The sequence below is a fragment of the Psychromonas sp. MME2 genome, assembly GCF_040566515.1.
GTDB lineage: Bacteria > Pseudomonadota > Gammaproteobacteria > Enterobacterales > Psychromonadaceae > Psychromonas.
This window is the reverse complement of the sequence record NZ_JBEWXI010000002.1, coordinates 14,420-38,425: the sequence shown is the minus strand read 5'-3', so window position 1 is coordinate 38,425 and position 24,006 is coordinate 14,420. Positions and strand designations below refer to the sequence as shown.

The following is a 24,006-nucleotide window of genomic DNA, read 5'->3' as shown; positions in this document are numbered from 1 at the left end:
AGCCCTAACTATCCTAACGGTTGTTTTGTAAAAACTGACGTAATGCGGAGATCTTAAATAAAATTTTAAGTGGATTCTTGTCAGTAGGAAAATTGAAACGTTTTAATCGCATCATATTCTGACCGATTTTGTTTAACTGCGCATCGGTAGTTAATGCACATTGGTAGTATTTATTGACTAGTTTCTCTGTGGATTCATTATAACTATTGTCTGGATAACAAAAGGTATCACAAGGAGTTTTGAGTCGCCCTTCTATGTGACGCTTTGATTCTGATAGTTCGGTTTCTGCAATATTATTAGCAACTAAGGCTAATCTTGCATGATTTACAGTATGACTGCCAACTTCAAAATCAAATTGTTGCTGAGCTTGTTTTAGTTGTTGCCATGAGGCCAATTTGGCATGGTTGTCTTGCTCTATAATTTGGCTGAGAGCCTTACCCGTATATTGTTCTATTTGGATTGATAATTTTTCAAGGTAATCTCGCATGGTAGTATCACACTTGAATTCGAGTTTTATTCTGTTACGGAAGAGAGCATAGCTCTGTTTCAGCGCTTGCCGAGATGAACAATCGAATGTGAAGGGGTGGTGTAAAAGCTCGCTAGTAAATGTGCTCTCTTCAATTTGCTGCAATGCATAATCCAGCCTATCAAACCAAAATGGAATATTATTTTCGGTATGTTTAGTCGCAACAAAAATGGTTGGATAAATAGCATAATTAGCAAATATAGTAGCAGCTGCATCTATATTATTATAATAGCCATCATCTAAGGTGATAACTAAGCCATTATTAATAGGCGGAATTTTTTTCTGCAAAATATTGAGCGCAGTTGTTAGCGAGATAAATTGATAATGTTGGTTTAACGTTTTAAGTGTGAAATCGAGGTCTTTGCTGTTATGTGGTGTACGTAATGGTTGCCACGATGGTAAGGGAGAGTGGTCGCTTGGGAAAATGCTATGTAGATATAAAATCGTAATATTATGCCGATTAAGGTAATGGAAAAGTGAGAATATCCCGAGCTTAAAAATAAGCTGTAGCAATAGCGTTTTTATTAAGTCCATTTATTAAAATAAGCTCCATTAACCCGTTGTATTGCTTAAAAATTACTAGGTTTGATAATATCTTTTTGATAACAATTTAACAACAATTAAAGCCTTTATTAGTGATGTTATACGATTAAGGTCAATGAATTCGGTGCTTTTTATTTTCTGTGCCAAGCTTAAATATAAGGTATTAGAGATAGATAGTTTATCTTTTTACAAGACACATCAGTAATGAGTTCAGATATGTTTAAAAAAATAATAATAATATTGCTTGCCTGTGTTTTGATTATTTTACTTTTTGGCCATATACCTGATTTAATAGCACCACGACTTATTTGGGCTCTTTGGCCTATTGGGCATGTTGTCTGTTTTTCGTTGTTGGCTTGGTTATTAATTTCATTTAATACAAAGATAAAGAGTAGTAACAGTCAACGACAATTACTCATTTTATTGTTGGCTACACTTATTGTTGGCTGTGCTATTGAATTGATTCAGCCGCTTTTTTCTCGTAGTCGGCAACTTACGGATATTTATTATAATTTATTTGGTGCATTGGCTATTTATCTTTTTTTGGTGATTTTAGCAAGCCTCATCACGGAATGTTGATATTTCGTGTAATTTACATGTTAACATTTTTATACCTCTTGTTTCCCGCAATACAGGCTGCTAAAGACGAATATGCAATAAGAGTCGATTTTCCCATCCTTGCTAAGTTTGCTAGTGGGATCGAGTTAACCCGTTGGAAGTCTGATCTACCTCTTTCTATTGTTAATAGTGGTAAATTGCCAGTTGTCATGCATGAAAATGTTGATTTAATGAAAGCTATTTTTTCCTCTAAAGATGCTAGCCGTGTCGTTTTGCGATTTTTTGCTGGAGATTGGCAAGGCTACAAATCCATTAAGTTTTCATTTTTTAACCCTAACGATCATGTTCTGCAGGTGAGGTTAATTATGACGGATCGGGCTTATAACCAAGCAAAATCTAATCATAATGATAGATTTGGACAGTGGTTGATGATTAAACCGGGGTGGGGTGAATTTATTATCGCGTTAAACGATATAAAAAATGCACCAACAGAAAGAGAGATGGATTTATCAGAGATGTCTGGAGTTGATTTTTATATGTATCACTTGCAGCAGCCACTTGTTTTGTATATATCTAAAGTAGAGTTACTATCGAACTGATTGTAGTTCAGCCACAAAAAAGCTCGCCGTAGCGAGCTTTCAATCAGTTATTTAATAACAAGGTATTATTAAATAATCTTAGAAGTTGTATTGAATAGCTGCAGTAACTTGTTGCTCTTCATTTGCATCTTTAGCTACATCGCTTGAATCATTTCTGAATTCAATCCAAGTTTTAGCATTGCTGTTCAATTTGTATTGTAGACCTAGTTTAAGTGCTTCTGTAGGTGAATCTGTTCCTGCTAAAGTTTCCCATCCATCTTGTGCATCTTGAGTTGCATAACCCGTGTATACAGACAGACCAGTTGTTAATTCACTTAAATCGTAAGAAGCTACGAAGTCATAACCGTACAATTTATTGCTATCGTAGTCAGCCATAGCAAATACGGCACCTAAGTATAGCTCATTAATTGTGTATGCTGCAGATAGCGCATAGTTATGTTTGTCATCGTTTTGGAACTCTTCAAGATGGTAACCACCGTAAACAGCTAAACCGAAATCAAACTCATAACCTAATGTTAATGCATAAGAGCCGTCTAATTGACCTGCATCATTAACATCTTCTGGATTATCTGGGTTACCAATTTGGAAGGTATAGTTGTCATCTTGGAATTGGTAAGATGCACCTACATAAAATCCATCAAAAGAACCGTTATAGATAATTTGGCCTGGTTGACGACCATCTTCAATCGCAGTAAATGCTTCATAACCGTAAGTGTTGAAGATATCAGTGGCAGCTACCGCTTGGTAGAATGCTGTATCACTTTGACCAAATACCACTTGGCCATATTCAGCAGATGCCACGCCTACGTATAGGTGACGAGCTGTAAATTTAGATTCATTAGAATCGCCTTCAGATTCAGCATCAATTTGCCATTCGCCTTTAGCTACAGCTTTAAGGTCAGAAGTGATTACTGAACTAGCGTTGTAACCCATACGTGCTGAACCAACACCGTCTGTATCGCCATCATCATTTTTGATATCAAATTGCATACGACCGTATACGTCAGCAGAAACGCCATCAGCGTTATATACATTTGCAGCTTGTGCAGAGATTGAGCATAGTGCCGCTACTGAAGCAGCTAGAATAGTCTTTTTCATTTTCCATTACCTTATAAAAAATTAGTTGAGTAAATCATTCCATTAGTCCCTGTGTAATCGTGCTATGCCCGATCACTAAACATACATTATCTAAGCAATCACATTTTTGCAATAAAAATTTGAACTTTTTTAAAATCTATGAATCACTTGATTTTAAAGGGGTGTGCTCACTATGTTGACTTTTATTGACTCTTTTTATGTATTTTTATTGCCAATAACACCACAGGTCATGCCTGTTGTTGCGTTATTTTTTTATAGAAATCATGCCTCGAATTCGATTTTTCAACGTAATTAAAATCATTGTTTTGTTATCTTTTTCGTTGAAAAAAGAGTAACAAATTGAAAAATGTCCGATAATTAATTTCTATTTTTGTGATTTACTTCAATGTGATGTTTTGAGGTTTTTGACTATACGACAAGATTGTTACATTTTTATGACGTGATAAATAGGGGCATCATGGGGTACCCCTAATATGATAAATAGATACTTTTCTGGTGATAGGTTATTGCTAATTAAGAATAATTTCACGTACAAAACGGCTACCAAAATAGGCGAGCGTTAATAACGATGAGCCAATAATGGTGATATAGACCGTTAATCGACCACGCCATCCGTTGCGAAAGTGTCCCCAAAGTAACGTTGCATAAATTACCCATGCAATCATTGATAATATCGCTTTATGGGCTTTCCCTTGTGCGAACATATCATCTAAAAATATAAAGCCTGTGAGTAATGTGCAGGTGAGTAAAATAAAGCCAAAAAGAATAAATTGGAATAAGCTCTTTTCTAAGGTCATTAATGGAGGCATTGGGGTGGTCGTTAATGGTGCCTTATGATGTTTGAGACGCCAGTCTAAATAAGCGAGTTGTAGGGCAAATAAACTAGCAATGGTTAGCATTGAGTAGGCTAGTAGCGCAAAAATAATATGTGCACCAATCTGCGGATGTGTTTCGAGGTGAGTAATATAGTGGCTTGGTATATAGCTGACCGCGATAAAGTTAAGTACAGTAAATCCATACACAACAGGTAATAGCATGCCTGTATTTAAACGTTTCGCCGCAGACGTTGAAAGTAGCGAAATGATAAAAGTTATTAATGAAAGCACATTAAGCATCGGTAGATTCTGACCGTGCAATAAAAATATATGTTCATATAGCCAATTTGCATGGGCAGCTAATGCGATACCAATAGAGATAAAAAACGATGTTGGCAGGGCGCTTTGTGTTGAGAATAATTTTGATGTGCTAATGCCGCCTGCTGCAATGTAAAAAACAATGCTAATTAATGCAATATAATCCATATCAGCCTACTAAAATAATGACTTATAAATAGTAATTATACGCATAGCTTTGCCCTTAAAACAGTGTATTTGTGTGCTTTATTGAGCAAATTGTTATTAATACTATTTTGAAAAAGCAGAATTGCGTATAATCTAATTTTATTTTTAGCAACGAGAGCAGACCATGTTTGAGAATTTAACCGATCGACTGTCGAAAACCCTGAAGAATATCAGCGGTAAAGGACGTTTAACAGAAGATAATATTAAAGAGACCTTACGTGAAGTACGTATGGCTTTATTAGAAGCAGATGTTGCTTTACCTGTTGTTCGTGATTTTATTAAGGCATTAAAAGAAAGGGCAGTAGGTCAAGAAGTTGCTAAAAGTTTAAGCCCCGGTCAAGCTTTCATTAAAGTCGTCCAAAATGAACTTGAATTGGCGATGGGTGAGGTTAACGAATCATTAAATTTAGCAATACAGCCGCCAGCAATTTTATTAATGGCAGGATTGCAGGGGGCTGGTAAAACGACCTCTGTTGCTAAATTGGCGCGTTTATTAAAAACGCGAGATAAAAAAAGTGTGCTGGTTGTTAGTGCTGATATATACCGCCCTGCGGCAATTAAGCAGTTAGAAACATTAGCTGGCGAGGTTGATGTTGAGTTTTTCCCTAGTGATATTACGCAAGATCCAATTGATATTGCCAATGCTGCGATTGCACATGCGAAGAAAAAATTCATTGATGTGGTGATCGTCGATACGGCTGGTCGTTTGCATGTTGATAGTGCGATGATGGATGAGATTAAAGCACTTCATCAGGCCATCAATCCAATTGAAACGTTATTTGTTGTTGATGCTATGACCGGCCAAGATGCGGCTAATACGGCAAAATCGTTCAATGAAGCGCTGCCATTAACGGGCGTTATTTTGACTAAAGCCGATGGTGATGCTCGAGGTGGTGCCGCGCTATCTATTCGTCATATCACTGGAAAACCGATTAAATTTATCGGTATGGGTGAAAAAATAGATGCCTTAGAATCATTTTACCCAGATCGTATTGCATCGCGTATTTTAGGAATGGGTGATGTGCTTTCGTTAATCGAAGAAATTGAAACGAAAGTAGATAAGCAGAAAGCCGAAAAGTTAGCGAATAAAATTAAAAAAGGCAAAGGTTTTGACCTTGATGATTTCCGTGAACAGTTAGTGCAGATGAAAAATATGGGCGGTATGACCAGCATGATGGATAAATTGCCAGGTATGGGGCAAATACCTGATGCAGTTAAAAACCAAGTCAATGATAAAAGCACCAACCAAATGGAAGTCATTATTAATTCTATGACTAAAAAAGAGCGTGCTAAACCCGAAATAATTAAAGGTGGGCGTAAGCGCCGCATTGCAGCTGGCTCGGGGACGCAAATTCAAGATGTAAATAAATTGCTTAAACAATTTACGCAGATGCAAAAAATGATGAAGAAAATGTCTGCGAAGGGCGGAATGCGTAAAATGATGAGTGGCATGCAAGGCATGTTACCTCCTGGTATGGGTGGTATGGGTGGTATGGGGGGGATGGGAATGCCTCCCGGATTAGGTGCTTTTAAAAAGAAATAGCGATCTCTTATTGATCTGTTTATTAAGCCTCTTTCGTTGTTCATTCAACCAAGAGGCTTTTTATTTTTCGTTATTAATTAACGAAATCGAGCTGTTCAAGTCATCAAAAAACAGATCAAAGTGTGATTTTGATTGTTCTTTTGCTTAAGAAGAGTATAATTTTGCGGCTTTCTACAAAAGCTGGTGGTCAGAATGTTCTGACTAATGACGTTTAACAATAAAATAGAGGACGATATGGTAACTATTCGTTTAGCTCGTGGTGGCGCAAAAAAACGCCCATTCTACCAAGTGGTAGTAACTGATAGCCGTAGCCCGCGTGACGGTCGTTTCCTTGAGAAAGTAGGTTTCTTTAACCCTACCGCACAAGGTCAAGCAGAAAAAATACGTTTAGATACAGATCGTATCAACCATTGGGTTGGTCTTGGCGCACAGCTAAGTGATCGTGTAGCTAAATTAGTAAAAGATAACGCTGTAGCTGCATAATTGCAGTCTGGTGAGGAGACTTAGGTGAGCAAAGTAGCAGAGCCAATTGTAATAGGTAAATTTGGTGCGGTATATGGCATCAAAGGCTGGTTAAAAGTCCACTCCTACACCGATGATGCTGAAAGTATTTTTGAATATAAGCCGCTGCTAATGAAATCAAAGGGGCAATTTCAAGATGTTATTATAACGGATTGGAAACGCCACAATAATGGTTTTGTTGCAAAAGTAGCAGAATTTGATGTCAGAGAAGATGCCCAAGCCTTAGTGGGTTTGGAACTGTTTGTTGACTCAAAAGAACTTCCTGAATTGGAAGATGATTTCTACTGGCGCGATTTAATCGGGTGTCAGGTTCACACTGACAAAGGTTATCATTTAGGTGTTGTCACCGATATGATGGAGACAGGCTCGAATGATGTGCTTGTTGTAAAAGCCAACTCGAACGATGCTTTTGGACAAAAAGAACGGTTAATTCCGTTTATTGAACAGCAAGTTATTTCTAATATAGATATTAAAAATAAACTAATTGAAGTTAATTGGGAACCTGATTTCTGATTACCCTAGGAGATAAGCGATGTGGATTGGGGTTGTAAGCCTCTTCCCGGAAATGTTTCGGGCCATCAGCGAAAATGGGGTAACAGGTCGAGCGGTAAAGAATAAACTGCTCTCTATTGAGTGTTGGAATCCGCGTGATTTTACATTAGATAAACATAGAACGGTCGATGATCGTCCCTATGGTGGTGGCCCTGGTATGTTGATGATGGTGCAGCCTTTACAGGATGCCATTTTAGCAGCAAAGCAGGCCGCAAGAGAGGCAGGACATGAGGCAAAGGTTATCTACCTTTCTCCTCAAGGACAACGTTTAGACCATTGTGGTGCACAGTCCTTATCGAGCAGCGATGCGTTGATATTAGTGGCAGGGCGTTATGAAGGGATTGATGAGCGTGTAATCGAAAACTTGATAGACGAAGAGTGGTCTGTTGGTGATTATGTGTTAAGTGGTGGTGAGTTGCCTGCCATGATCTTAATTGATGCTGTGGTACGATTTGTACCGGGTGTTTTAGGTCATGTGCAATCAGCCGAGCAAGACTCCTTTGCGGATGGCTTGCTAGATTGCCCGCACTATACGCGTCCAGAGGTGTTAGATGGAAAGCAAGTTCCGAGTGTCTTATTAAGCGGTGATCATGAGAAGATTCGCCTGTGGCGATTGCAACAGTCACTGTTACGCACGAAACAGAGAAGGCCTGATTTATTAACTAACCTAGCTCTGACTGACGAGCAAGCAAAATTGCTTGCTGCACTGGAAAGTAGCTCCGACTAACTAGCGATGTTATTAGCTAACTAGGTATTAAAGGTATTAAAATGAGCAATATTATACAAGCAATTGAAAAAGAACAAATGCGTACAGATATCCCTAAATTTTCACAGGGTGATACTGTTGTTGTACGTGTACGAGTAAAAGAAGGTGGTAAAGAGCGTCTTCAAGCATTTGAAGGTGTTGTAATCGCGAAACGTAACCGTGGTTTACACTCTGCATTCACAGTTCGTAAAATTTCGAACGGTGAAGGTGTTGAGCGTGTATTCCAAACTCACAGCCCAATTGTAGGAAGCGTTGAAGTTAAACGTCGCGGTGTGGTTCGTCAAGCTAAACTATACTACCTACGTGAACTTACTGGTAAAGCGGCTCGTATTAAAGAGAAGCTTGGTAAGAAGTAATTTTTCAAATTGCTACCTTAGTCTGTTTGGTTTTATCTCAACAGACTTTAAAGAGGCTCGCCAATGGCGAGCTTTTTTTTGTTTAAATTCCAATAATTATTATACCAATTCCGATAAATAGCTGATCTATTTTACTGGTTAAAACAACTTACTGCTGCGTTGTAATTTTCGCAAAGGGAATAACCATTTACGTCAAATTACGCCTTGAATTAAGCTGCTTTTCCTGCGCAAAATTTAGATCACATACTTACCGGAATTGGTATTAAAAGACGCGCTGATGACTAATATTATTTACCGTTATTTATTAATTTTTATTGCCTGTTTGTCCATCGTTCTCGGTGTGTTAGGTGTTTTTTTGCCCGTGTTACCGACGACCCCTTTTCTTATTCTTGCTCTCGCCTGTTTTTCACGTAGCTCTCCCTATCTGCATAAAAAGCTATTAACAACACCTTATATTGGTGAGGTTCTGCAGGATTGGGAGGCCGATAAAAAAATAACTACATCACGCAAGAAAAAAATTTACTTAACGATATTGGTTACTTTTTTAATCTCCATATTACTCCTAAAAGGGCATCTGTTATTGCAACTTTTGCTACTGCTGATTCTTACCCTGTTGCTGCTTTTTATTGCTCGCATTCCTGAAAAATAGCGTTGTCTTTTTATCTTACAAAATGCATGTGGCTACTCTCTATACAAGGGTTAAATACGGGTAAAGTGACAATAAAACGTGTGAATTGGTTCTCCTTTGATTCGATGTCAATAAATCCATGGTGACGGTATATAATTTCTGAGCTAATGGTTAACCCAATACCTAGTCCGAAATTACCTTCTCGCTTGGTTGTGTAATTAAGATCAAATATTTTACTGCGTATCTTTTCTGGTATTCCTGGGCCGTTATCTTCAATGATTACTTGAATGGTAGGTGTTTCACCAAAGGGTTGGTCTTTTGTTGATATCTTTAATATTCCCTTGCCGGGTGTACTTTGTTTAGCATCAATCGCATTAGCGATAATATTAGTCCAGACTTGTTCGATCTCAATCGGGTGACAATCTATTTTGGGGATATTTTGATACTCTTTTATTACTTCATAGTGTTTTAGTTTGTTTTCAAAGATGATAAGCGTTTCTTCTAATCCCTCATGAATATCGGCCGTTACGGTTTTATCGTTATCTTGTCCTGCATAATGTTTTAAACTTTTCACTAAATCTGAAATACGCACAGCACAAGCGTTGCTATTGCGTAAAATAGTACCAACCTGGTGAAATTGGTCCAGCACAGCGATACTTTCATGTAAATTACGCCCCGCTATAAGTGGAATTTTTGATTCGTCTAAATTCATATTAACAAGCTGCTTAGCCAGTTTTTTGTCATTCATCTTATTCATTAATATTTTTGTTCGTTGACGAATTTCTGATGTAGAAAGTGGTGTGAGTGTTAAACCTTGGCGTAGTGTGTGACGTGCTAAATTAGAAAATTCGCCTTCCTGATTGCAATGCAATAAGGATAATATAAGCGTAGTGAGTCTGTCTGAACCACGTAATATAGCAGCAACCGGATTATTTAATTCATGTGCAACTCCCGCCACTAATTGTCCAAGAACAGCCATTTTTTCGCTTTCGACGAGTTGATTCTGTGCCGCTTCTAAAGATTTTAATGTCTCTTGTAATGCTAATTCTGTCGAAATACTATGCTGTAAACGACGATTGAAATTACGCAATAATAAATTAGTAAAGGGAGCAAGTAATGCTGAGTTCGATTGCATTATTTGTGAAAAAACCGCTTTATCAACTTTAATTACTTCGCTATCGACAAGGGTAATACCTGTACTAAATGCAGCTTCACCCGTTAAAAAAGACATACCGCCGACCATCATGCCTGCTTGCATTACCGTGATGTCTTGACTTTCTCCGTGTGCATTACGTTTTTTAAGTAAGACTTCCCCTTTTGTGATAAACCAAAGAAAGTTATTTTTTTCACCTTCGCGAGTTAATATGTGATTCGCACTGTATTTTCGCCAAACTATATTCTCATCTTTTTTTCTAGAATTTTATACAAAAATTCAATGACTAAATGGGATAGTTGGAGTCACTATATAAAGAGTAATCGAGAAATTTTTCTTGGAATTGGTGGCTTAATTTGCTCTCTGTTTGTTTTAATATAACTTCATCTTTCCCGCTATTATCGCTTGATTGTAATCTGTTACTGCATTTATTTATGATACTTTTGTTGTAATCAATTATTTGCGCATTAATAATTTTTTGTAGTACCTTTGTGTGGTAAGGGAGTGCTAAAAAGTAGTTGCATTGGGCAATATTGATGCTATCGACTAATTGTTCTGCGGTTGCTTCTCTTGCATAAATGATTTTACGGATGGCCTGATATTTTTCATTTTGCCAAATGGAGAGGGGGTTAGCTGATATTAATTTTTGTGAGCATAAAATTAGTGCTACCTGTGTATATTGTTGTGACAGAAAAAGATCGGCCTGTTGTAAATCAGTTGCTGTACTGATAGCGAATGCTTCTGTAAATAATAGTTGTAAGTCATGTCGCAATTGAGTGAGACATTGTTGATCATTGTCGATACATAATATAGTTAACATAGCAGATAGTCCTGATAGATGAACGTTTAAGTATAGGTTTCTGAGTGGCATCTGTAAGAAGCTCTTTTTTATCCTATGATCTAAGTCAAAAGTCGTTATCTGTATTCATGGAAAATGTGATTTTACGATGAATATGGTAATCTTAATGTTTATCTAAATTATCTTAAAACTAGAAGAGAGATCCTATGAAAATAACATTACCAGAATATGAGAGTGCGCAGGTTTTAGTTGTTGGCGATGTTATGCTTGATAGGTATTGGCAGGGGCCGACTGGGAGAATTTCTCCAGAGGCGCCAGTGCCTGTAGTTAAAGTAGAATCGATTGAAGAACGTCCTGGAGGTGCTGCGAATGTTGCTCTTAATATTGCAGCTTTAGGTGGAAAGGCGACTTTAATTGGTTTAGTCGGAAACGATGAAGCTGCTAATGCATTAACAAGTGGCTTAAAATCAGTTCATGTAAAGACGGATTTAGTTACCTTAAATGACTTTCCTACCATCACTAAGTTACGCGTACTTAGTCGCCATCAACAATTATTGCGTTTAGATTTTGAAGAAGGATTTCATGATATTGATAGCGCTTTGATATTAGATAAAATGCAAGTGAGTCTTGATAATGGCTTACGTGTTGTTATTTTTTCAGACTATGACAAAGGTTCTCTCACCGATGTACAAAAAATGATTCAATTGGCTAAAAATGCTGGTGCGATTGTATTGGTTGATCCTAAAGGTACTAATTTTGAAAAATACCGTGGTGCGACATTATTAACTCCTAATTTGGCTGAGTTTGAGGCGGTTGTTGGTCATTGCAAAAATGATCAAGAATTAGTCGATAAAGGCTTAGCATTAATCGAACAATATGAATTACAAGCGCTTTTGGTGACACGTAGTGAGCATGGCATGACATTAATTCGCCGTGGCCACGAGGCATTTCATCTGCCAACTCAGGCCCAAGAGGTTTATGATGTTACTGGGGCTGGGGATACGGTTATTTCAGTATTAGCAGCATCATTAGCCGCGGGTAGTTCATTCGAACATGCCTGCACACTTGCCAATGCTGGCGCAGGGGTTGTAGTGGGTAAAATAGGTACGTCTACGGTGAATACTATTGAACTTGCCAATGCCGTTTATAGTCAGCAAGAGATTGGTTTTGGTGTGCTTAGTCAAGAGCAGTTACAGCTAGCTGTTAAACTGGCACAGCATCGTGGTGAAAAAGTGGTTATGACTAATGGCTGTTTTGATATTTTACATGCGGGGCATGTTTCCTATTTAAATACAGCTAGAGAACAGGGAGATCGATTGATCGTTGCTGTTAATAGTGACCAGTCTGTACGTGGTTTAAAGGGAGAGGGGCGTCCCGTTAATCCTGTTGATAGAAGAATGGCTGTTTTAGCCGGACTTGGGGCAGTTGATTGGGTTGTTGAGTTTAGTGAGGAGACCCCACAACGTTTAATTGCACAAATATTACCCGATTTGCTTGTTAAAGGCGGGGATTATAAACCTGAGGATATTGCAGGGGGCGCTGAAGTCATCGCAAATGGTGGTGAAGTAAGGGTTTTACAATTTAAAGACGGTTGTTCAACGACAGAAATAATTAAAGCTATTCGCAATCACCGCTAATAATAGGTTTTAGCTATTAATTTTTTAAATATAAACGATTTTACCTTTCGCATGTTTTTCACCATAATGTTTTCATAGGGACGGGTAAGTCGTTAAGTTAATCAATTTTAAATTTATTTATTCAATTTTACTGATAATTAGGAGATAGCAATGTTAAATAATATCGAAGGACAAAAAGTACCAAATGTTTCATTCCCTGCTCGCAAAGGCGATGAGTGGACAACGATCACAACGGATCAATTATTTGCTGGCAAAACGGTGGCAGTGTTTTCTCTGCCCGGTGCATTTACACCCACTTGTTCTTCTACTCATTTACCTCGCTATAATGAATTAGCTGGTGTATTAAAAGAAAATGGCGTTGATGAAATTGTCTGTATTAGTGTTAATGATACTTTTGTTATGAATGCATGGCTTGCCGATCAAGAAGCGGAAAATATCACGGTTGTACCAGATGGCTGCGGAACCTTTACTGAAGGTATGGGAATGTTAGTTGATAAAAGTGATATCGGTTTTGGTAAGCGCAGCTGGCGTTACAGCATGTTAGTTAAAGATGGCGTGATTGAAAAAATGTTTATTGAGCCAAACAAGCCGGGCGACCCATTTGAAGTATCAGATGCAGATACCATGCTTAATTATATTAACCCTAATGCGAAAGCACCTGCTGCAGTTGCTCTCTTTACTAAGCCTGGTTGCCCTTTCTGTGCGAAAGCGAAAGCCGTTTTAGCTGAAAGTAATATTGCTTTTGAAGAAATTGTATTAGGTAAAGATGCAACGAGTGTTAGCCTTAAAGCTGTGACAGGGGCAACCACTGTGCCACAACTATTTGTTGATGGAAAACATATTGGTGATAGCGATGCAGTAGTCGCCTACGTTAAAGGTTAATACTTCCTTAAATAAGACCAATATTTAAGCGTATTTTCAGGATTTTGAAAATGCGCTTTTTTTGACCCTAAATTTCGTAACGTGCAGCATAAATAGGGAATAAATCAGCTGTTAGGAGGATTTATGAATGAAATTAAAGTAGATGTAGCAGTAATCGGTGGTGGGACCGCTGGATTAGCAGCATACCGTGCCGCTAAAGAAAAAAACGATTCGGTTGTGCTTATTGAAGGAGGCGTATTTGGCACTACTTGTGCCCGTGTCGGCTGCATGCCTAGCAAATTGCTAATTGCAGCGGCAGAGGCGGCGCATGGTGCGGCGCATACGGCGCCTTTTGGTGTCTTTGTAGATGGTGATGTGCGCATTGATGGACAGAAAGTGATGCAGCGTGTGCGCGATGAACGGGATCGTTTTGTCGGTTTTGTGGTTGATGCTGTAGAAGGTATTCCGACTCAAGATAAAATTATTGGTAAAGCACGCTTTATTAATGAAAAAACGTTACAGATTGATGATCATACGCTGTTAATCGCAGATCGCATTGTTATTGCGACCGGATCTCGACCTGCTTATCCACCTGTTTGGAACGAATTAGGCGATAAGCTGATTATTAATGATGACCTTTTTAATTGGACTGATTTGCCTAAATCTGTGGCTGTTTTTGGTCCAGGGGTGATTGGTTTGGAGCTAGGTCAGTCATTACATCGCCTTGGTGTTAAGGTGCTAATGTTTGGCATGGGTGGGCAAGTTGGTCCTTTTACCGATCCTAAAGTGATGGCCTATGCGCAGAAAACTTTCTCCGATGAATTTTATTTAGATGCGGATGCGAATGTCACCAATATGGTTCGTATAGGTGATGTTGTTGAAATTACTTACATTGATAAAACTGGCGTAGAGCAAATAAGCCGAGTTGATTATGTGCTTGCTGCTACTGGTCGCCGACCAAATATTGATAATTTAGGCTTAGAAAATATAGAGATAGATAGTGATTCGCGAGGCGTACCGATTGCCGATCCCTATACCATGCAAACTTCGCAGCCCTCTATATTTATCGCTGGAGATGCCAGTAACCAAATTCCATTACTTCACGAAGCGGCTGATCAAGGTAAAATTGCAGGTAGTAACGCAGCTGTTTATCCTAATGTGCGTGCTGGTCTGCGTCGTACACCATTAGCAGCGGTATTTACTGACCCACAGCTGGCAATGGTTGGTTTAACGTATAAGCAGGTGAGTGAAAAGTATACGGGTTGCCATTGTTTTGAGACAGGCAGTGTCTCCTTTGAAGATCAGGGGCGTAGTCGCGTCATGCTGAAAAATAAAGGGTTATTAAATATTTATGGGGAACATGGTACGGGACGTTTTCTGGGAGCTGAGATGATTGGCCCACAGGCAGAACATTTGGCACATCTTTTAGCTTGGGCGCATCAAAATAGAATGACTATTTCGCAGATGCTTGATATGCCTTTTTACCATCCTGTTATTGAAGAAGGTGTTCGTACAGCTTTGCGAGACCTTAATGCCAAATTGAAATTAGGCAGCTCGATGGCAAATCAATGCATGGAGTGTGGGCCTGGCTGTTAGAGGTAGCTTATAAATAGAGCAAGAAAAATCACTAATCCGACATAGTTGTTATCTAAAAAGGCTTTAAAGCAGGCCTTTTTATCCCTCTCTTTTATATCCATTTGCTGTTTCACAAATAGGCCAAAAACGATGAGCAAAGCCACATAATAGCTGCTGCTTAACGATTCAATAATACCAACAATGAGTAATAAGATAAGGCAACTTAGCTGTAATAAGGCAACGATTAATTTATCGTAATCAGCGAATAAAATGGCCGTTGATTTTATCCCTATTCTCACATCATCATCACGGTCAACCATGGCATATAAGGTATCGTAAGCAATGGTCCAGAGAATATTGATGGAAAATAGAATCCATACTACCGAAGGAAGTTGGTTGGCCTGTGCTGCAAACGCCATGGGGATTGCCCAGCTAAAAGCGAGACCTAATACAAACTGTGGAAGATGTGTGAAACGTTTCATAAATGGATAGCAAAACGCCAGTAATAGGGCTGCAAGAGATAGTGTAATAGTCAACTTATTCTGTGTTAAAACCAGTAAAAATGCGCAGATTATTAGCCCAACAAATAGCCAGATGGCTTCTTTCCCTGTCGCTCTCCCTGAAGGTAAAGGTCTGTTTTTAGTGCGTTCTACAAAACCATCTACATTTCTATCGGCAAAATCATTGATCACACAACCCGCGCTGCGCATAATGAATACACCCGTTACAAAAACTGCTAAAACCGAGAGGTCAGGGATTCCCTGTGCAGCTATCCATAGCGCCCAGAGGGTAGGCCAAAGTAATAATAGGGTGCCGATTGGTTTATCGATACGCATTAATTGTGCATAAGCATGAATTTTTTGCTGAGTAAAAATGGTCATTTTTGATATACCCCCGAAGCAGGTAAAAATAGCTCACTGACCAACAGAGGTTTATTATTAAGGTAAAAAAATGATCGTCTTGCCCATAGTGCATATTCGCATGCTTGATTAATCGTTGCTGTAAATTGATGCACCGCTGATTTTTCGGGAAATTGGCATACCTCTATAGTGCCTCGTTGCATACTAGCATCTTGAAATAGCACTCGACCTAGTGATTGTTCGCCGAGATTTGCTAATGTCGCTTGTTGTGCTGTTAATGTTGAGAAAGGTATTTCAGTTTGCGCACAAATCATTGCTACATCATCGCAATAGAGCAATACTTCGCGGACTAATAGCTGTTTTTCATTTAAGAAATAACCTGAAAGTGGATTTTTTTGGGGGTTGATTGCTATTTGTTGTCTTAGTCGTACGTGGAATTTATTGCATTGTTGTTCGAGTTTCTCTGTCAATGAACTCTGATCAAATAACCATGAGCGTAACGTTTCTGAGCATTCGCCAGTGTCTATTTCGCTATACCAAGTATTTGAGAAGCTGATAGGAAGCAACTGATTAAGCATGAAAACCTTTATTTATTAAATATGTTAAAGAGGATAAAAGCAAAATAATTTGCTATTGTAGCACCCAAATATAGAAATCGTTTAGCTTTGTTGTAAGGAAATAATCATGTTTAAAAAAATGCTCTTTTGCCTATTCTGTTTTTCGTTTTTTCCCGTGCATATTGTTGCAGAGGAAGCTGCAACGGAAGAGGTAAATTATTATGAGTACCTCTTAATCATCCCGATATTATTACTAATTACGATAAACAGGGTAAAAGAATCGGCTATATTCGAGTTTCTGTAGAGTTAATGGCTAAATCTAGTACTAATTATGCGTTATTAGCGCGTCATGAACCGTTAATTCGCGATAAAATCATTACAATATTGGGTGAACAAAGTGAGGATATGGTCAAATCAATCGCTGAAAGAGAAAATATCCGCCTACGTTGCCTGAATGAAATTAATGCGATGTTATCAACACCAACTGTTAATAACCCGCTTGCAGATTTATTGTTCACTAAATACCTATATGAGTAAATGTGGCTAGTTTTTATCGTTTAAAAATCGGTAATGAGCAAATAATTGCCAATATTATACCTGTAAATAAACCGGCAAGATGTGCATAGTTGGCCACATTTACAGGTAATATGTCGATGAAACCTAATACTAACCACCCAAGTAAAAATCCAAAATAAGCATTGGGTAAATTAATTTTACTCTGTTTATTAAGCTTTCCAAATAACCAACAATAGCCGACTAACCCATATACTACGCCGCTTAAACCACCAAAATAGGGGCCAACTAAGTGGTACTGTGCAAAATTTGAAATAATAGCGGTAAGCAAAAAGAATCAAGGTTAAACGTTGTTTACCTTCTATTTTTTCAATAATTCCAGCTAGCTGCCACCACCATAAAAGATTAAAAATAATATGCAAGGCGCTAAAATGGAGGAATGCAGGGGTAACAAATCGCCAACTTTGCCAATAATTAAAGTGATTATTGGTAAAAAAAAGCGAGTGATGATTGAATGGGATCGAAGAGCCCTAAGCTAGTTAGCGCATAAATGGCGATACAGATGGCAATAATTAAATTCGTTAGTAAACCACCATGGGCAATAAAGTTGGCCAGTAAATGACTATTTTCAGCAGACAACGAAGGCGAAATCTGATTGGTTGAGCCTGTTTGCCAACTCGCAGCGAGATATTTCTCTTTATTGGGGTTGTGCAAAAAGGTCTGTAGTTCCATTTTAGCTGCATCATATTGCGTTTGTTCTTCTATTAGTAAAGGATAAATAAATTCATTATCCTCAATATGATTGGCAATACCGAGTGAATGTAAATAGTCTGAAAATGCCTGTGCAGCACGTAAATTTTGAAATTCATGTAATATTTGCATTGATTAATGTTCCAATTTATTAATGTCGCTATTACGAAACGATATCTTATTCTCTTGATTGAGTACATTAAGAAGTAATACTGAACGTTCTAAACCATCCGTTTGTGAAAAGATGGCTGATAGTCCTTGAAAAGGGCCATGTAATATCTCAACACTATCGCCATAGGATAAAAATTGCTCTGGTAAGCTCTGTAATGCGTTGTTTGATGCGCATATGTTTTTTAATTTTTCGATTAAGTCGATATTGACTTGTGCTATTTTCGCACCGAAGCGGATAAAATCGAGCACGCCTCGTGTGGATTGAATAGAGCTAAACGCGGCATCTTTGGGATCAATAAATACGAATAAGTAGGAGGGAAAGAGCGCTTCTTGAATAATGCTTTTTTTGCCACGAAGTATTTTCTCTTTGCTTATTTTTGGAAAAAAAGAGTCAATGCCCTGTTGTTGTAAATTTTCTACTGCTCGTTGCTCTTCACGACTTTTGCAATAGATAACAAACCATTTCTTGGCCATCATATTTCCTCTTGTTCGTCATTATCCATACTATTACTAAGTGATATCAGTCTACATTTTTTATTGTTATCTACATAGTTTGATAAAAAGTAAATTTATATTTATTGATAAAATCATTTTTTAGTCTAAATTTTGACTTTATTTAATCAAGAAAAGGAGTGTGTATGTTAACTTATCCAATTAATCGGCTATTAGTTTTTTTATTGCTATTTATCTTTTCAGGTGGCATTTCAGTCTATGCTGCAGATAACAGCATAAACAAAGGGGAGCTTAGCTCAGCGCAGGCTACAACAAAAATTAATATCAATACAGCGAGTAATGAACAGTTGGCAAGTTTAAAGGGGTTGGGCAATAAAAAAGCGCAGGCAATTGTTGATTATCGAGAACTAAATGGCCATTTTAAAAGCCTTGATGAATTAACTAATGTTAAAGGCATCGGGACGGGAACACTGGCCAAAATAGAACCCTTTCTTACACTATAATTAAGCTTCATCTTTATCATCCTTCATTGATATAGGGAAGGGTGATAAAGATATTTCTCCTTTGTGTTGAGCCTCATTTTCGACCTTATTTGAACTGTGCAAATGATAATGGCTTGATATTAAAGGCTCTGTACTTGATAATTGAATATTGATTTCTCGTGAGTTGAGGGTGTATGGCTTTTTTAGTTACAGGTGGTGCAGGATATATTGGTTCGCATACCGTTTTGGAGTTATTGCAAGCAGGTGAAGAGGTTGTTGTTGTTGATAATCTGTGTAATTCTTCACTAGAGTCGTTACACAGAGTAGCTAAAATTACCGGTAAACAAGCGCTTTTTTATCAAGGTGATATCTTAGATTAAAAATTCCTCGACTCTATATTTAGCGAAAACGATATTGATGCGGTGATCCATTTTGCTGGTTTAAAGGCCGTGGGAGAATCCGTTGCTAAGCCCGTTTCTTATTATCAAAATAATGTTCAAGGCACCTTAACACTGTTAGATGCGATGGCAACAGCCTGTGTTTTTAAATTGGTATTTAGCTCCTCTGCTACTGTCTATGGTGATCCCGCTACTTTACCTATTAGTGAAAATGCGCCGGTAGGGGGACGACTAATCCCTATGGTAGCTCGAAATTGATGGTTGAAATGGTACTTCAGGATGTCGCTAAATCAGATCCACGTTGGCGATTTGCTATACTCCGCTATTTTAATCCTGTGGGGGCACATATTTCAGGCTTAATTGGTGAAGATCCCAATGGTATTCCAAATAATTTATTACCCTATATTGCGCAAGTTGCCGTTGGTAAATTAAAGTCACTTGCCGTGTTTGGTAATGATTATGAGACAAAGGACGGGACTGGGGTGCGTGATTATATCCATGTCGTGGATCTTGCTCTTGGGCATCTGCGTGCTTTAGATAAATTAAATCAAGATACGGGTGTCTTTATCTATAATCTAGGAACCGGTAAAGGGGTATTCGGTTTTCGATATGATCAATGCATTTGAGCAAGCTAGCGAAAAGCAGGTCGCTTATCATATTGCACCTCGTCGCGAGGGAGATATTGCCGCTTGTTATGCGGCACCTGATAAAGCAATGTCAGAGCTGAGTTGGCAAGCACAACGCAGCTTGAGTGATATGATGCAAGATACATGGCGATGGCAATCTAACAATCCAAATGGTTATTAAAAAACCATTTTTACGTTTTTAAATTCTATTGATAATTGAGGTTATATGATAAAAAAATGTTTATTTCCAGCCGCTGGGTATGGAACTCGCTTTTTGCCCGCTACTAAATCTATGCCGAAAGAGATGATGCCGGTTGTCAATAAACCTTTGATCGAATTTGGTGTCGATGAAGCATTAGAAGCAGGTATGACAGGAATGTGCATTGTTACTGGGCGTGGTAAGCACTCATTAATGGACCATTTTGACCTGAATTATGAATTAGAGCGCGAAATTAGTGGTACGCCAAAGGAAGAGAAGTTAAAAGATATTCGCGCGATTATGGATAAAGCGAGCTTCTCTTTTATTCGTCAACGAGAAATGCGTGGTCTTGGTCATGCTATTTTGATCGGTAAAGAGCTTGTTGGCGATGAACCATTTGCTGTCGTATTGGCCGATGACCTTTGTGTGAATGAGCAAGAAGGGGTACTTAAACAGATGGTCGGTCTGTATAACCAATTTCGTTGTACGATTATTGCCGTTGAAGAAGTCCCTGAGAGTGAAATTCATAAATATGGTGTGATTAAAGGTGAAATGATCAAAGACGATATTTATCGTGTTGATGATATGGTTGAGAAACCAGCACCGGGTACTGCTCCGAGTAATCTTGCTATTATTGGGCGTTATATATTGACCCCAGACATCTTTGATATTATTGAAGATACACCTCCCGGGAAAAATGGTGAAATTCAAATTACCGATGCATTATTAACGCAAGCGAAAAGAGGCTGTGTGTTGGCATATAAATTTAAAGGAAAGCGTTTTGACTGTGGTAGTGTGCCGGGTTTTATTGAGGCAACCAATTATGTATATGAAAATATATATAAAGACTAACCGTTTTTTAATAAAGATCGAATGCTTGAGTCTTGTGCTCAAGCTCCCTTGCGAATGAGGTATCGATAAGGTATATCTTGTGTTTCTATTTTCACTAATGTGTGATCCATAAAGCGGCAAAAACTAGGAATATCTCTAGTCGTTGCTGGATCATCAGCAATGACAAGTAATAAATCGCCTTGCTGCATTTTCCGAACCGTTTTACGAAGTAACATGACAGGCTCTGGGCAACGTAGTCCAAGCGTATCTAGTATTTTCGGCTGCTCTTCATTCATCGTTTTCATTTATTGTTTGTGTTAAAAATATTAACCCCACCAATAGCGTGAGGTTAATAATTATTTTACTTGATTGAATTAGCCTGTATTGCGCAAACCTGCCGCAATACCTGCAATAGTTACCATTAACGCTTGGTCAACAACCGGACATACTTCATTTTGTTCGTTGTGACTGCGGAAACGGGAAAGTAACTCGGCCTGTAACATATTGAGTGGGTCAACATAAGGATTGCGGAGTGATATTGACTCTTTAATCCAAGGTTGTTCCTGCATTAACATGTGGTCAGGAATAGCCTCTAACACAGTGTTACGTGTTAATACCAAGTTTTCGCGTAGGCGTTGACCTAACGGCCATAGATCTTCTGGTACCAGGCGCTCTTCATAGAATTGTGTTAACTCTTCATCTGCCTTCATAAAGACCATTTCAAGCATCTCTAAACGGGTATGGAAGAAAGGCCAGTGTTGATACATATCTCGGATCAGTTCTTTTTTACCTTCATCAAGAAACTTCTTAAGTGGCGTGCCTGCGCCTAACCATGCTGGCAACATTAATCGGTTTTGACTCCAAGCAAAAATCCAAGGAATAGCACGTAAACTTTCAATGCCACCATTTGGTTTACGCTTTGCAGGACGACTGCCAAGCGCAAGTTTACCCAATTCTTGTTCTGGGGTGACGCTACGGAAATAGGGAACAAATTGAGGCTCATCTTGAATAAAGTGACGATACTCTTGACATGATTCCTCAGAAAATCGCTCCATTATATCGCGCCACTCTTGTTTTGGTGCCGGTGGTGGCAATAAATTAGCTTCTAAAATAGCGGATGTATAAAGGTTTAAGCTCTGTATTGCTACTTTTGGTAAGCCGAATTTAAAGCGGATCATTTCTCCTTGTTCGGTTACCCGTAACCCACCCTTTAAGGAGCCTGGTGGTTGTGATAACAGCGCTTGGTGTGCTGGAGCTCCACCGCGTCCAATTGTACCGCCACGACCATGGAATAGAACCAGCTTAATATCATTTTCTGCACTGATTTTTACTAATGCTTCCTGTGCGGTGTATTGAGCCCAGTTCGCCGCCATCACTCCTGCATCTTTTGCTGAATCTGAGTAGCCAATCATAACGTGTTGCTCGCCATTGATATAACCACGGTACCAATCTACGGCAAAAAGGCGTGAAATAACATCCGCAGCATTATTTAAATCATCAAGTGTTTCAAATAATGGCGCAACGGGAATGCGGAATGGGCAGCCCACTTCTTTTAATAATAGCTGGACAGATAGTACGTCTGAGGCTTGTCGTGCCATTGATATGATGTAAATACCAAGCGCTTGTTGATCCGTTTGTGCAATAACTTTGCAAGTATCTAGGACCTCTTGAACCTCTGCAGATGGCTGCCACGATGCAGGTATTAATGGCCGTTTACTATTTAGCTCTTGTAATAAAAAGGCTTGTTTATCCGCTTCACTCCAAGCGTTATAATCACCTAATCCTAAGTAACGAGTTAATTCCGCTAATGTATTACCATGACGTTCGCCATCTTGGCGTATATCGAGCTTAACCAAATTAATACCAAAGCAGGCTATGCGACGTAGGATATCTAAAATTAATCCATTGGCAATTGAATGCAATCCGACATTTTTAAGTGAGTGATAACAGAGCTCGAGCGGCTCTTTTATCTGTTCTGTTCGGGTTACGATATCTTGTGCGTTGGTATTTAACCCTTGTAATTGTGCACTGAGAGAGGTTAATGTCTCTTTTAAGTCTGCGCGTAATTTACGTAAAATATAACGATATGGTTCATCGGTATCATCGCCAACGGTTGTGCGTAAATTTTCATCGCACTTATCCATAGATAGTTCTGTGGTAAGTTGTTTTATATCTTGGAGGTATAGGCTGACTGCCACCCAACGGCTAGTTAATAGCACTTCCTGTGTTACCTTTGCTGTAACAAATGGGTTCCCATCTCTGTCTCCCCCCATCCAAGAAGTAAACTGAATTGGAGAGGAATCTATTGGTAGAGATAAACCTAGCTCATTTTGGAGTTTACTTTCTAGCTCTCGAACATATTGAGGAACCGCATCCCATAAGCTGTTCTCTATCACAGCGAAACCCCATTTTGCTTCATCAACGGGGGTCGGACGATTCTTACGAATATCGTTGGTATGCCAAGCTTGGGTAATTAATTGTTCTAGGCGATTTAGTAATTGCTCTCGTTCTTTATCTGATATTTCAGTTATTTCTAATAAACTTAAACATTCGTTAATGGCAATATGTTTACTAATTAAAGTACGACGTGTTATTTCTGTCGGGTGAGCAGTTAGCACCATATTCATTTGTAAATCGGAGACTGCCTGTTGCATTGTTTCTTGAGAAACATTAGCATTTTTTAATTTAGCAATAAGAGTTTGCATAGGATCTGGCGCACAGACACCACTGTCACACTGGCGAGAAATGCCATGGAACTGTTCGGCGATATTCGCTAGATTTAAAAAATGAGTAAAAGCACGTGCAACGGGCACTAACTCTTCATCGGAAAGATTTGCCAGTACTGTGACTAATTCCTTACCATCTTCCTGATTGCCTGCGCGAGAAGACTTAGATAGCTGACGAATATATTCTATTTTTTCAAGAAACTCATCACCTAAATGGTCACTGATACTTTTGCCGAGTAATTGTCCTAATAAACCAACATTACTGCGTAAATTTGCGTATTGCTCTGTCATACAACCCCTTTATGCCCTGTAATAAAATTACATTATTTCATCCTCAATAGTGGGATAAATTAACACAACGTGCTACACAGTCAATATTTGTCC

Annotated in this window: 26 protein-coding genes and 1 pseudogene; 15 read left to right on the top strand and 12 right to left on the bottom strand. The window is 38.6% G+C overall.

Annotated features, from left to right (window positions below):
* Positions 1 to 13 precede the first annotated feature (13 nt).
* Positions 14 to 1,060 carry a polysaccharide deacetylase family protein gene (locus tag AB1A03_RS00465; RefSeq protein WP_354622638.1) on the bottom strand — a complete coding sequence of 349 codons (1,047 nt, stop codon included), beginning with the start codon at positions 1,058 to 1,060 and terminating at the stop codon, positions 14 to 16.
* A 225-nt stretch (positions 1,061 to 1,285) separates the two neighbouring features.
* On the opposite strand from AB1A03_RS00465, the gene AB1A03_RS00460 reads away from it, so the two are divergent.
* Both AB1A03_RS00460 and AB1A03_RS00455 read left to right on the top strand, forming a co-directional pair.
* Entirely contained in the window at positions 1,286 to 1,648 is a 363-nt protein-coding gene (locus AB1A03_RS00460; protein ID WP_354622637.1) for a hypothetical protein, read from the top strand.
* Between the two features lie 17 nt (positions 1,649 to 1,665).
* Positions 1,666 to 2,226, top strand: coding sequence for a hypothetical protein (locus AB1A03_RS00455; RefSeq protein WP_354622636.1), 561 nt, complete (start codon positions 1,666 to 1,668; stop codon positions 2,224 to 2,226).
* 78 nt (positions 2,227 to 2,304) lie between these two features.
* Here AB1A03_RS00455 and AB1A03_RS00450 read toward each other — a convergent pair whose 3' ends face one another.
* Both AB1A03_RS00450 and AB1A03_RS00445 read right to left on the bottom strand, forming a co-directional pair.
* Positions 2,305 to 3,324 carry a porin gene (locus AB1A03_RS00450; RefSeq protein ID WP_354622635.1) on the bottom strand — a complete coding sequence of 340 codons (1,020 nt, stop codon included), beginning with the start codon at positions 3,322 to 3,324 and terminating at the stop codon, positions 2,305 to 2,307.
* 509 nt (positions 3,325 to 3,833) lie between these two features.
* Positions 3,834 to 4,625 (bottom strand): cytochrome C assembly family protein, encoded by a 792-nt coding sequence (locus AB1A03_RS00445; protein WP_354622634.1) that lies wholly within the window; start codon positions 4,623 to 4,625, stop codon positions 3,834 to 3,836.
* Between the two features lie 163 nt (positions 4,626 to 4,788).
* Between AB1A03_RS00445 and ffh the strand changes: the two genes are divergently transcribed.
* From ffh to AB1A03_RS00415, 6 genes are all read left to right on the top strand, one after another.
* Positions 4,789 to 6,207, top strand: a complete 1,419-nt coding sequence (gene ffh, locus AB1A03_RS00440; RefSeq protein WP_354622633.1) for a signal recognition particle protein — start codon at positions 4,789 to 4,791, stop codon at positions 6,205 to 6,207.
* Positions 6,208 to 6,441: 234 nt separating this feature from the next.
* Positions 6,442 to 6,690 carry a 30S ribosomal protein S16 gene (gene rpsP, locus AB1A03_RS00435; RefSeq protein WP_354623460.1) on the top strand — a complete coding sequence of 83 codons (249 nt, stop codon included), beginning with the start codon at positions 6,442 to 6,444 and terminating at the stop codon, positions 6,688 to 6,690.
* 24 nt (positions 6,691 to 6,714) lie between these two features.
* Positions 6,715 to 7,242 carry a ribosome maturation factor RimM gene (gene rimM, locus AB1A03_RS00430; protein WP_354622632.1) on the top strand — a complete coding sequence of 176 codons (528 nt, stop codon included), beginning with the start codon at positions 6,715 to 6,717 and terminating at the stop codon, positions 7,240 to 7,242.
* A 19-nt stretch (positions 7,243 to 7,261) separates the two neighbouring features.
* Complete coding sequence (trmD, locus tag AB1A03_RS00425) at positions 7,262 to 8,008, top strand: tRNA (guanosine(37)-N1)-methyltransferase TrmD (RefSeq protein ID WP_354622631.1); 747 nt, start codon at positions 7,262 to 7,264, stop codon at positions 8,006 to 8,008.
* A gap of 41 nt (positions 8,009 to 8,049) precedes the next feature.
* Positions 8,050 to 8,403 (top strand): 50S ribosomal protein L19, encoded by a 354-nt coding sequence (gene rplS, locus AB1A03_RS00420; protein ID WP_354622630.1) that lies wholly within the window; start codon positions 8,050 to 8,052, stop codon positions 8,401 to 8,403.
* Between the two features lie 277 nt (positions 8,404 to 8,680).
* Entirely contained in the window at positions 8,681 to 9,052 is a 372-nt protein-coding gene (locus AB1A03_RS00415; protein WP_354622629.1) for a YbaN family protein, read from the top strand.
* Between the two features lie 10 nt (positions 9,053 to 9,062).
* Here AB1A03_RS00415 and AB1A03_RS00410 read toward each other — a convergent pair whose 3' ends face one another.
* Positions 9,063 to 10,397, bottom strand: a complete 1,335-nt coding sequence (locus tag AB1A03_RS00410; protein WP_354623459.1) for an ATP-binding protein — start codon at positions 10,395 to 10,397, stop codon at positions 9,063 to 9,065.
* A gap of 73 nt (positions 10,398 to 10,470) precedes the next feature.
* The gene (locus AB1A03_RS00405; RefSeq protein ID WP_354622628.1) at positions 10,471 to 11,004 is read right to left on the bottom strand and encodes a hypothetical protein; all 534 of its coding nucleotides are present in this window, start codon (positions 11,002 to 11,004) and stop codon (positions 10,471 to 10,473) included.
* 185 nt (positions 11,005 to 11,189) lie between these two features.
* Between AB1A03_RS00405 and hldE the strand changes: the two genes are divergently transcribed.
* The 3 genes from hldE (at position 11,190) to AB1A03_RS00390 (ending at position 15,077) form a co-directional block, all read left to right on the top strand.
* Positions 11,190 to 12,620, top strand: coding sequence for a bifunctional D-glycero-beta-D-manno-heptose-7-phosphate kinase/D-glycero-beta-D-manno-heptose 1-phosphate adenylyltransferase HldE (hldE, locus tag AB1A03_RS00400; RefSeq protein WP_354622627.1), 1,431 nt, complete (start codon positions 11,190 to 11,192; stop codon positions 12,618 to 12,620).
* 150 nt (positions 12,621 to 12,770) lie between these two features.
* Positions 12,771 to 13,502, top strand: a complete 732-nt coding sequence (locus AB1A03_RS00395; RefSeq protein WP_354622626.1) for a glutathione peroxidase — start codon at positions 12,771 to 12,773, stop codon at positions 13,500 to 13,502.
* Between the two features lie 123 nt (positions 13,503 to 13,625).
* Positions 13,626 to 15,077, top strand: coding sequence for a dihydrolipoyl dehydrogenase (locus tag AB1A03_RS00390; RefSeq protein ID WP_354622625.1), 1,452 nt, complete (start codon positions 13,626 to 13,628; stop codon positions 15,075 to 15,077).
* Here AB1A03_RS00390 and ubiA read toward each other — a convergent pair.
* On the bottom strand, positions 15,074 to 15,937 hold the full coding sequence (gene ubiA, locus AB1A03_RS00385) for a 4-hydroxybenzoate octaprenyltransferase (protein ID WP_354622624.1): 864 nt from the start codon (positions 15,935 to 15,937) through the stop codon (positions 15,074 to 15,076). The genes AB1A03_RS00390 and ubiA overlap by 4 nt on opposite strands.
* Positions 15,934 to 16,494, bottom strand: coding sequence for a chorismate--pyruvate lyase family protein (locus AB1A03_RS00380; RefSeq protein ID WP_354622623.1), 561 nt, complete (start codon positions 16,492 to 16,494; stop codon positions 15,934 to 15,936). Before AB1A03_RS00380 ends, ubiA begins: the two co-directional genes overlap by 4 nt.
* A 225-nt stretch (positions 16,495 to 16,719) precedes the next feature.
* Here AB1A03_RS00380 and AB1A03_RS00375 point away from each other — a divergent pair, with 225 nt between their 5' ends.
* Positions 16,720 to 17,010 carry a flagellar basal body-associated FliL family protein gene (locus AB1A03_RS00375; protein ID WP_354623458.1) on the top strand — a complete coding sequence of 97 codons (291 nt, stop codon included), beginning with the start codon at positions 16,720 to 16,722 and terminating at the stop codon, positions 17,008 to 17,010.
* Positions 17,011 to 17,023: 13 nt separating this feature from the next.
* On the opposite strand, the gene AB1A03_RS00370 is transcribed toward AB1A03_RS00375, so the two are convergent.
* The 3 genes from AB1A03_RS00370 to rfaH all read right to left on the bottom strand — a co-directional run bounded on the left by AB1A03_RS00370 (position 17,024) and on the right by rfaH (position 18,384).
* On the bottom strand, positions 17,024 to 17,317 hold the full coding sequence (locus AB1A03_RS00370) for a rhomboid family intramembrane serine protease (protein WP_354622622.1): 294 nt from the start codon (positions 17,315 to 17,317) through the stop codon (positions 17,024 to 17,026).
* 152 nt (positions 17,318 to 17,469) lie between these two features.
* Complete coding sequence (locus tag AB1A03_RS00365) at positions 17,470 to 17,868, bottom strand: hypothetical protein (RefSeq protein WP_354622621.1); 399 nt, start codon at positions 17,866 to 17,868, stop codon at positions 17,470 to 17,472.
* A 3-nt stretch (positions 17,869 to 17,871) separates the two neighbouring features.
* Positions 17,872 to 18,384 (bottom strand): transcription/translation regulatory transformer protein RfaH, encoded by a 513-nt coding sequence (gene rfaH, locus AB1A03_RS00360; protein WP_354622620.1) that lies wholly within the window; start codon positions 18,382 to 18,384, stop codon positions 17,872 to 17,874.
* Positions 18,385 to 18,545: 161 nt separating this feature from the next.
* Here rfaH and AB1A03_RS00355 point away from each other — a divergent pair, with 161 nt between their 5' ends.
* The 3 genes and pseudogenes from AB1A03_RS00355 (at position 18,546) to galU (ending at position 20,917) form a co-directional block, all read left to right on the top strand.
* Positions 18,546 to 18,863, top strand: a complete 318-nt coding sequence (locus AB1A03_RS00355) for a ComEA family DNA-binding protein (RefSeq protein WP_354622619.1) — start codon at positions 18,546 to 18,548, stop codon at positions 18,861 to 18,863.
* A 173-nt stretch (positions 18,864 to 19,036) separates the two neighbouring features.
* Positions 19,037 to 20,047: pseudogene (galE, locus tag AB1A03_RS00350) on the top strand (UDP-glucose 4-epimerase GalE).
* A gap of 45 nt (positions 20,048 to 20,092) precedes the next feature.
* Positions 20,093 to 20,917, top strand: coding sequence for a UTP--glucose-1-phosphate uridylyltransferase GalU (gene galU / locus AB1A03_RS00345; RefSeq protein ID WP_354622618.1), 825 nt, complete (start codon positions 20,093 to 20,095; stop codon positions 20,915 to 20,917).
* Positions 20,918 to 20,955: 38 nt separating this feature from the next.
* On the opposite strand, the gene tusA is transcribed toward galU, so the two are convergent.
* Positions 20,956 to 21,192 carry a sulfurtransferase TusA gene (gene tusA / locus AB1A03_RS00340; RefSeq protein WP_354622617.1) on the bottom strand — a complete coding sequence of 79 codons (237 nt, stop codon included), beginning with the start codon at positions 21,190 to 21,192 and terminating at the stop codon, positions 20,956 to 20,958.
* Between the two features lie 78 nt (positions 21,193 to 21,270).
* Positions 21,271 to 23,913 carry a phosphoenolpyruvate carboxylase gene (ppc, locus tag AB1A03_RS00335; RefSeq protein WP_354622616.1) on the bottom strand — a complete coding sequence of 881 codons (2,643 nt, stop codon included), beginning with the start codon at positions 23,911 to 23,913 and terminating at the stop codon, positions 21,271 to 21,273.
* Between the last annotated feature and the right edge of the window lie 93 nt (positions 23,914 to 24,006).

Excerpts from the sequence above, each read along its gene's own strand:
- AB1A03_RS00465 (WP_354622638.1), bottom strand. The coding sequence starts at position 1,060 with ATGGACTTAATAAAAACGCTATTGCTACAGCTTATTTTTAAGCTCGGG.
- AB1A03_RS00460 (WP_354622637.1), top strand. The coding sequence starts at position 1,286 with ATGTTTAAAAAAATAATAATAATATTGCTTGCCTGTGTTTTGATTATT.
- AB1A03_RS00455 (WP_354622636.1), top strand. The coding sequence starts at position 1,666 with ATGTTAACATTTTTATACCTCTTGTTTCCCGCAATACAGGCTGCTAAA.
- AB1A03_RS00450 (WP_354622635.1), bottom strand. The coding sequence starts at position 3,324 with ATGAAAAAGACTATTCTAGCTGCTTCAGTAGCGGCACTATGCTCAATC.
- AB1A03_RS00445 (WP_354622634.1), bottom strand. The coding sequence starts at position 4,625 with ATGGATTATATTGCATTAATTAGCATTGTTTTTTACATTGCAGCAGGC.
- ffh (WP_354622633.1), top strand. The coding sequence starts at position 4,789 with ATGTTTGAGAATTTAACCGATCGACTGTCGAAAACCCTGAAGAATATC.
- rpsP (WP_354623460.1), top strand. The coding sequence starts at position 6,442 with ATGGTAACTATTCGTTTAGCTCGTGGTGGCGCAAAAAAACGCCCATTC.
- trmD (WP_354622631.1), top strand. The coding sequence starts at position 7,262 with ATGTGGATTGGGGTTGTAAGCCTCTTCCCGGAAATGTTTCGGGCCATC.
- rplS (WP_354622630.1), top strand. The coding sequence starts at position 8,050 with ATGAGCAATATTATACAAGCAATTGAAAAAGAACAAATGCGTACAGAT.
- AB1A03_RS00415 (WP_354622629.1), top strand. The coding sequence starts at position 8,681 with ATGACTAATATTATTTACCGTTATTTATTAATTTTTATTGCCTGTTTG.
- AB1A03_RS00405 (WP_354622628.1), bottom strand. The coding sequence starts at position 11,004 with ATGTTAACTATATTATGTATCGACAATGATCAACAATGTCTCACTCAA.
- hldE (WP_354622627.1), top strand. The coding sequence starts at position 11,190 with ATGAAAATAACATTACCAGAATATGAGAGTGCGCAGGTTTTAGTTGTT.
- AB1A03_RS00395 (WP_354622626.1), top strand. The coding sequence starts at position 12,771 with ATGTTAAATAATATCGAAGGACAAAAAGTACCAAATGTTTCATTCCCT.
- AB1A03_RS00390 (WP_354622625.1), top strand. The coding sequence starts at position 13,626 with ATGAATGAAATTAAAGTAGATGTAGCAGTAATCGGTGGTGGGACCGCT.
- ubiA (WP_354622624.1), bottom strand. The coding sequence starts at position 15,937 with ATGACCATTTTTACTCAGCAAAAAATTCATGCTTATGCACAATTAATG.
- AB1A03_RS00380 (WP_354622623.1), bottom strand. The coding sequence starts at position 16,494 with ATGCTTAATCAGTTGCTTCCTATCAGCTTCTCAAATACTTGGTATAGC.
- AB1A03_RS00365 (WP_354622621.1), bottom strand. The coding sequence starts at position 17,868 with ATGCAAATATTACATGAATTTCAAAATTTACGTGCTGCACAGGCATTT.
- rfaH (WP_354622620.1), bottom strand. The coding sequence starts at position 18,384 with ATGATGGCCAAGAAATGGTTTGTTATCTATTGCAAAAGTCGTGAAGAG.
- AB1A03_RS00355 (WP_354622619.1), top strand. The coding sequence starts at position 18,546 with ATGTTAACTTATCCAATTAATCGGCTATTAGTTTTTTTATTGCTATTT.
- galU (WP_354622618.1), top strand. The coding sequence starts at position 20,093 with ATGATAAAAAAATGTTTATTTCCAGCCGCTGGGTATGGAACTCGCTTT.
- tusA (WP_354622617.1), bottom strand. The coding sequence starts at position 21,192 with ATGAATGAAGAGCAGCCGAAAATACTAGATACGCTTGGACTACGTTGC.
- ppc (WP_354622616.1), bottom strand. The coding sequence starts at position 23,913 with ATGACAGAGCAATACGCAAATTTACGCAGTAATGTTGGTTTATTAGGA.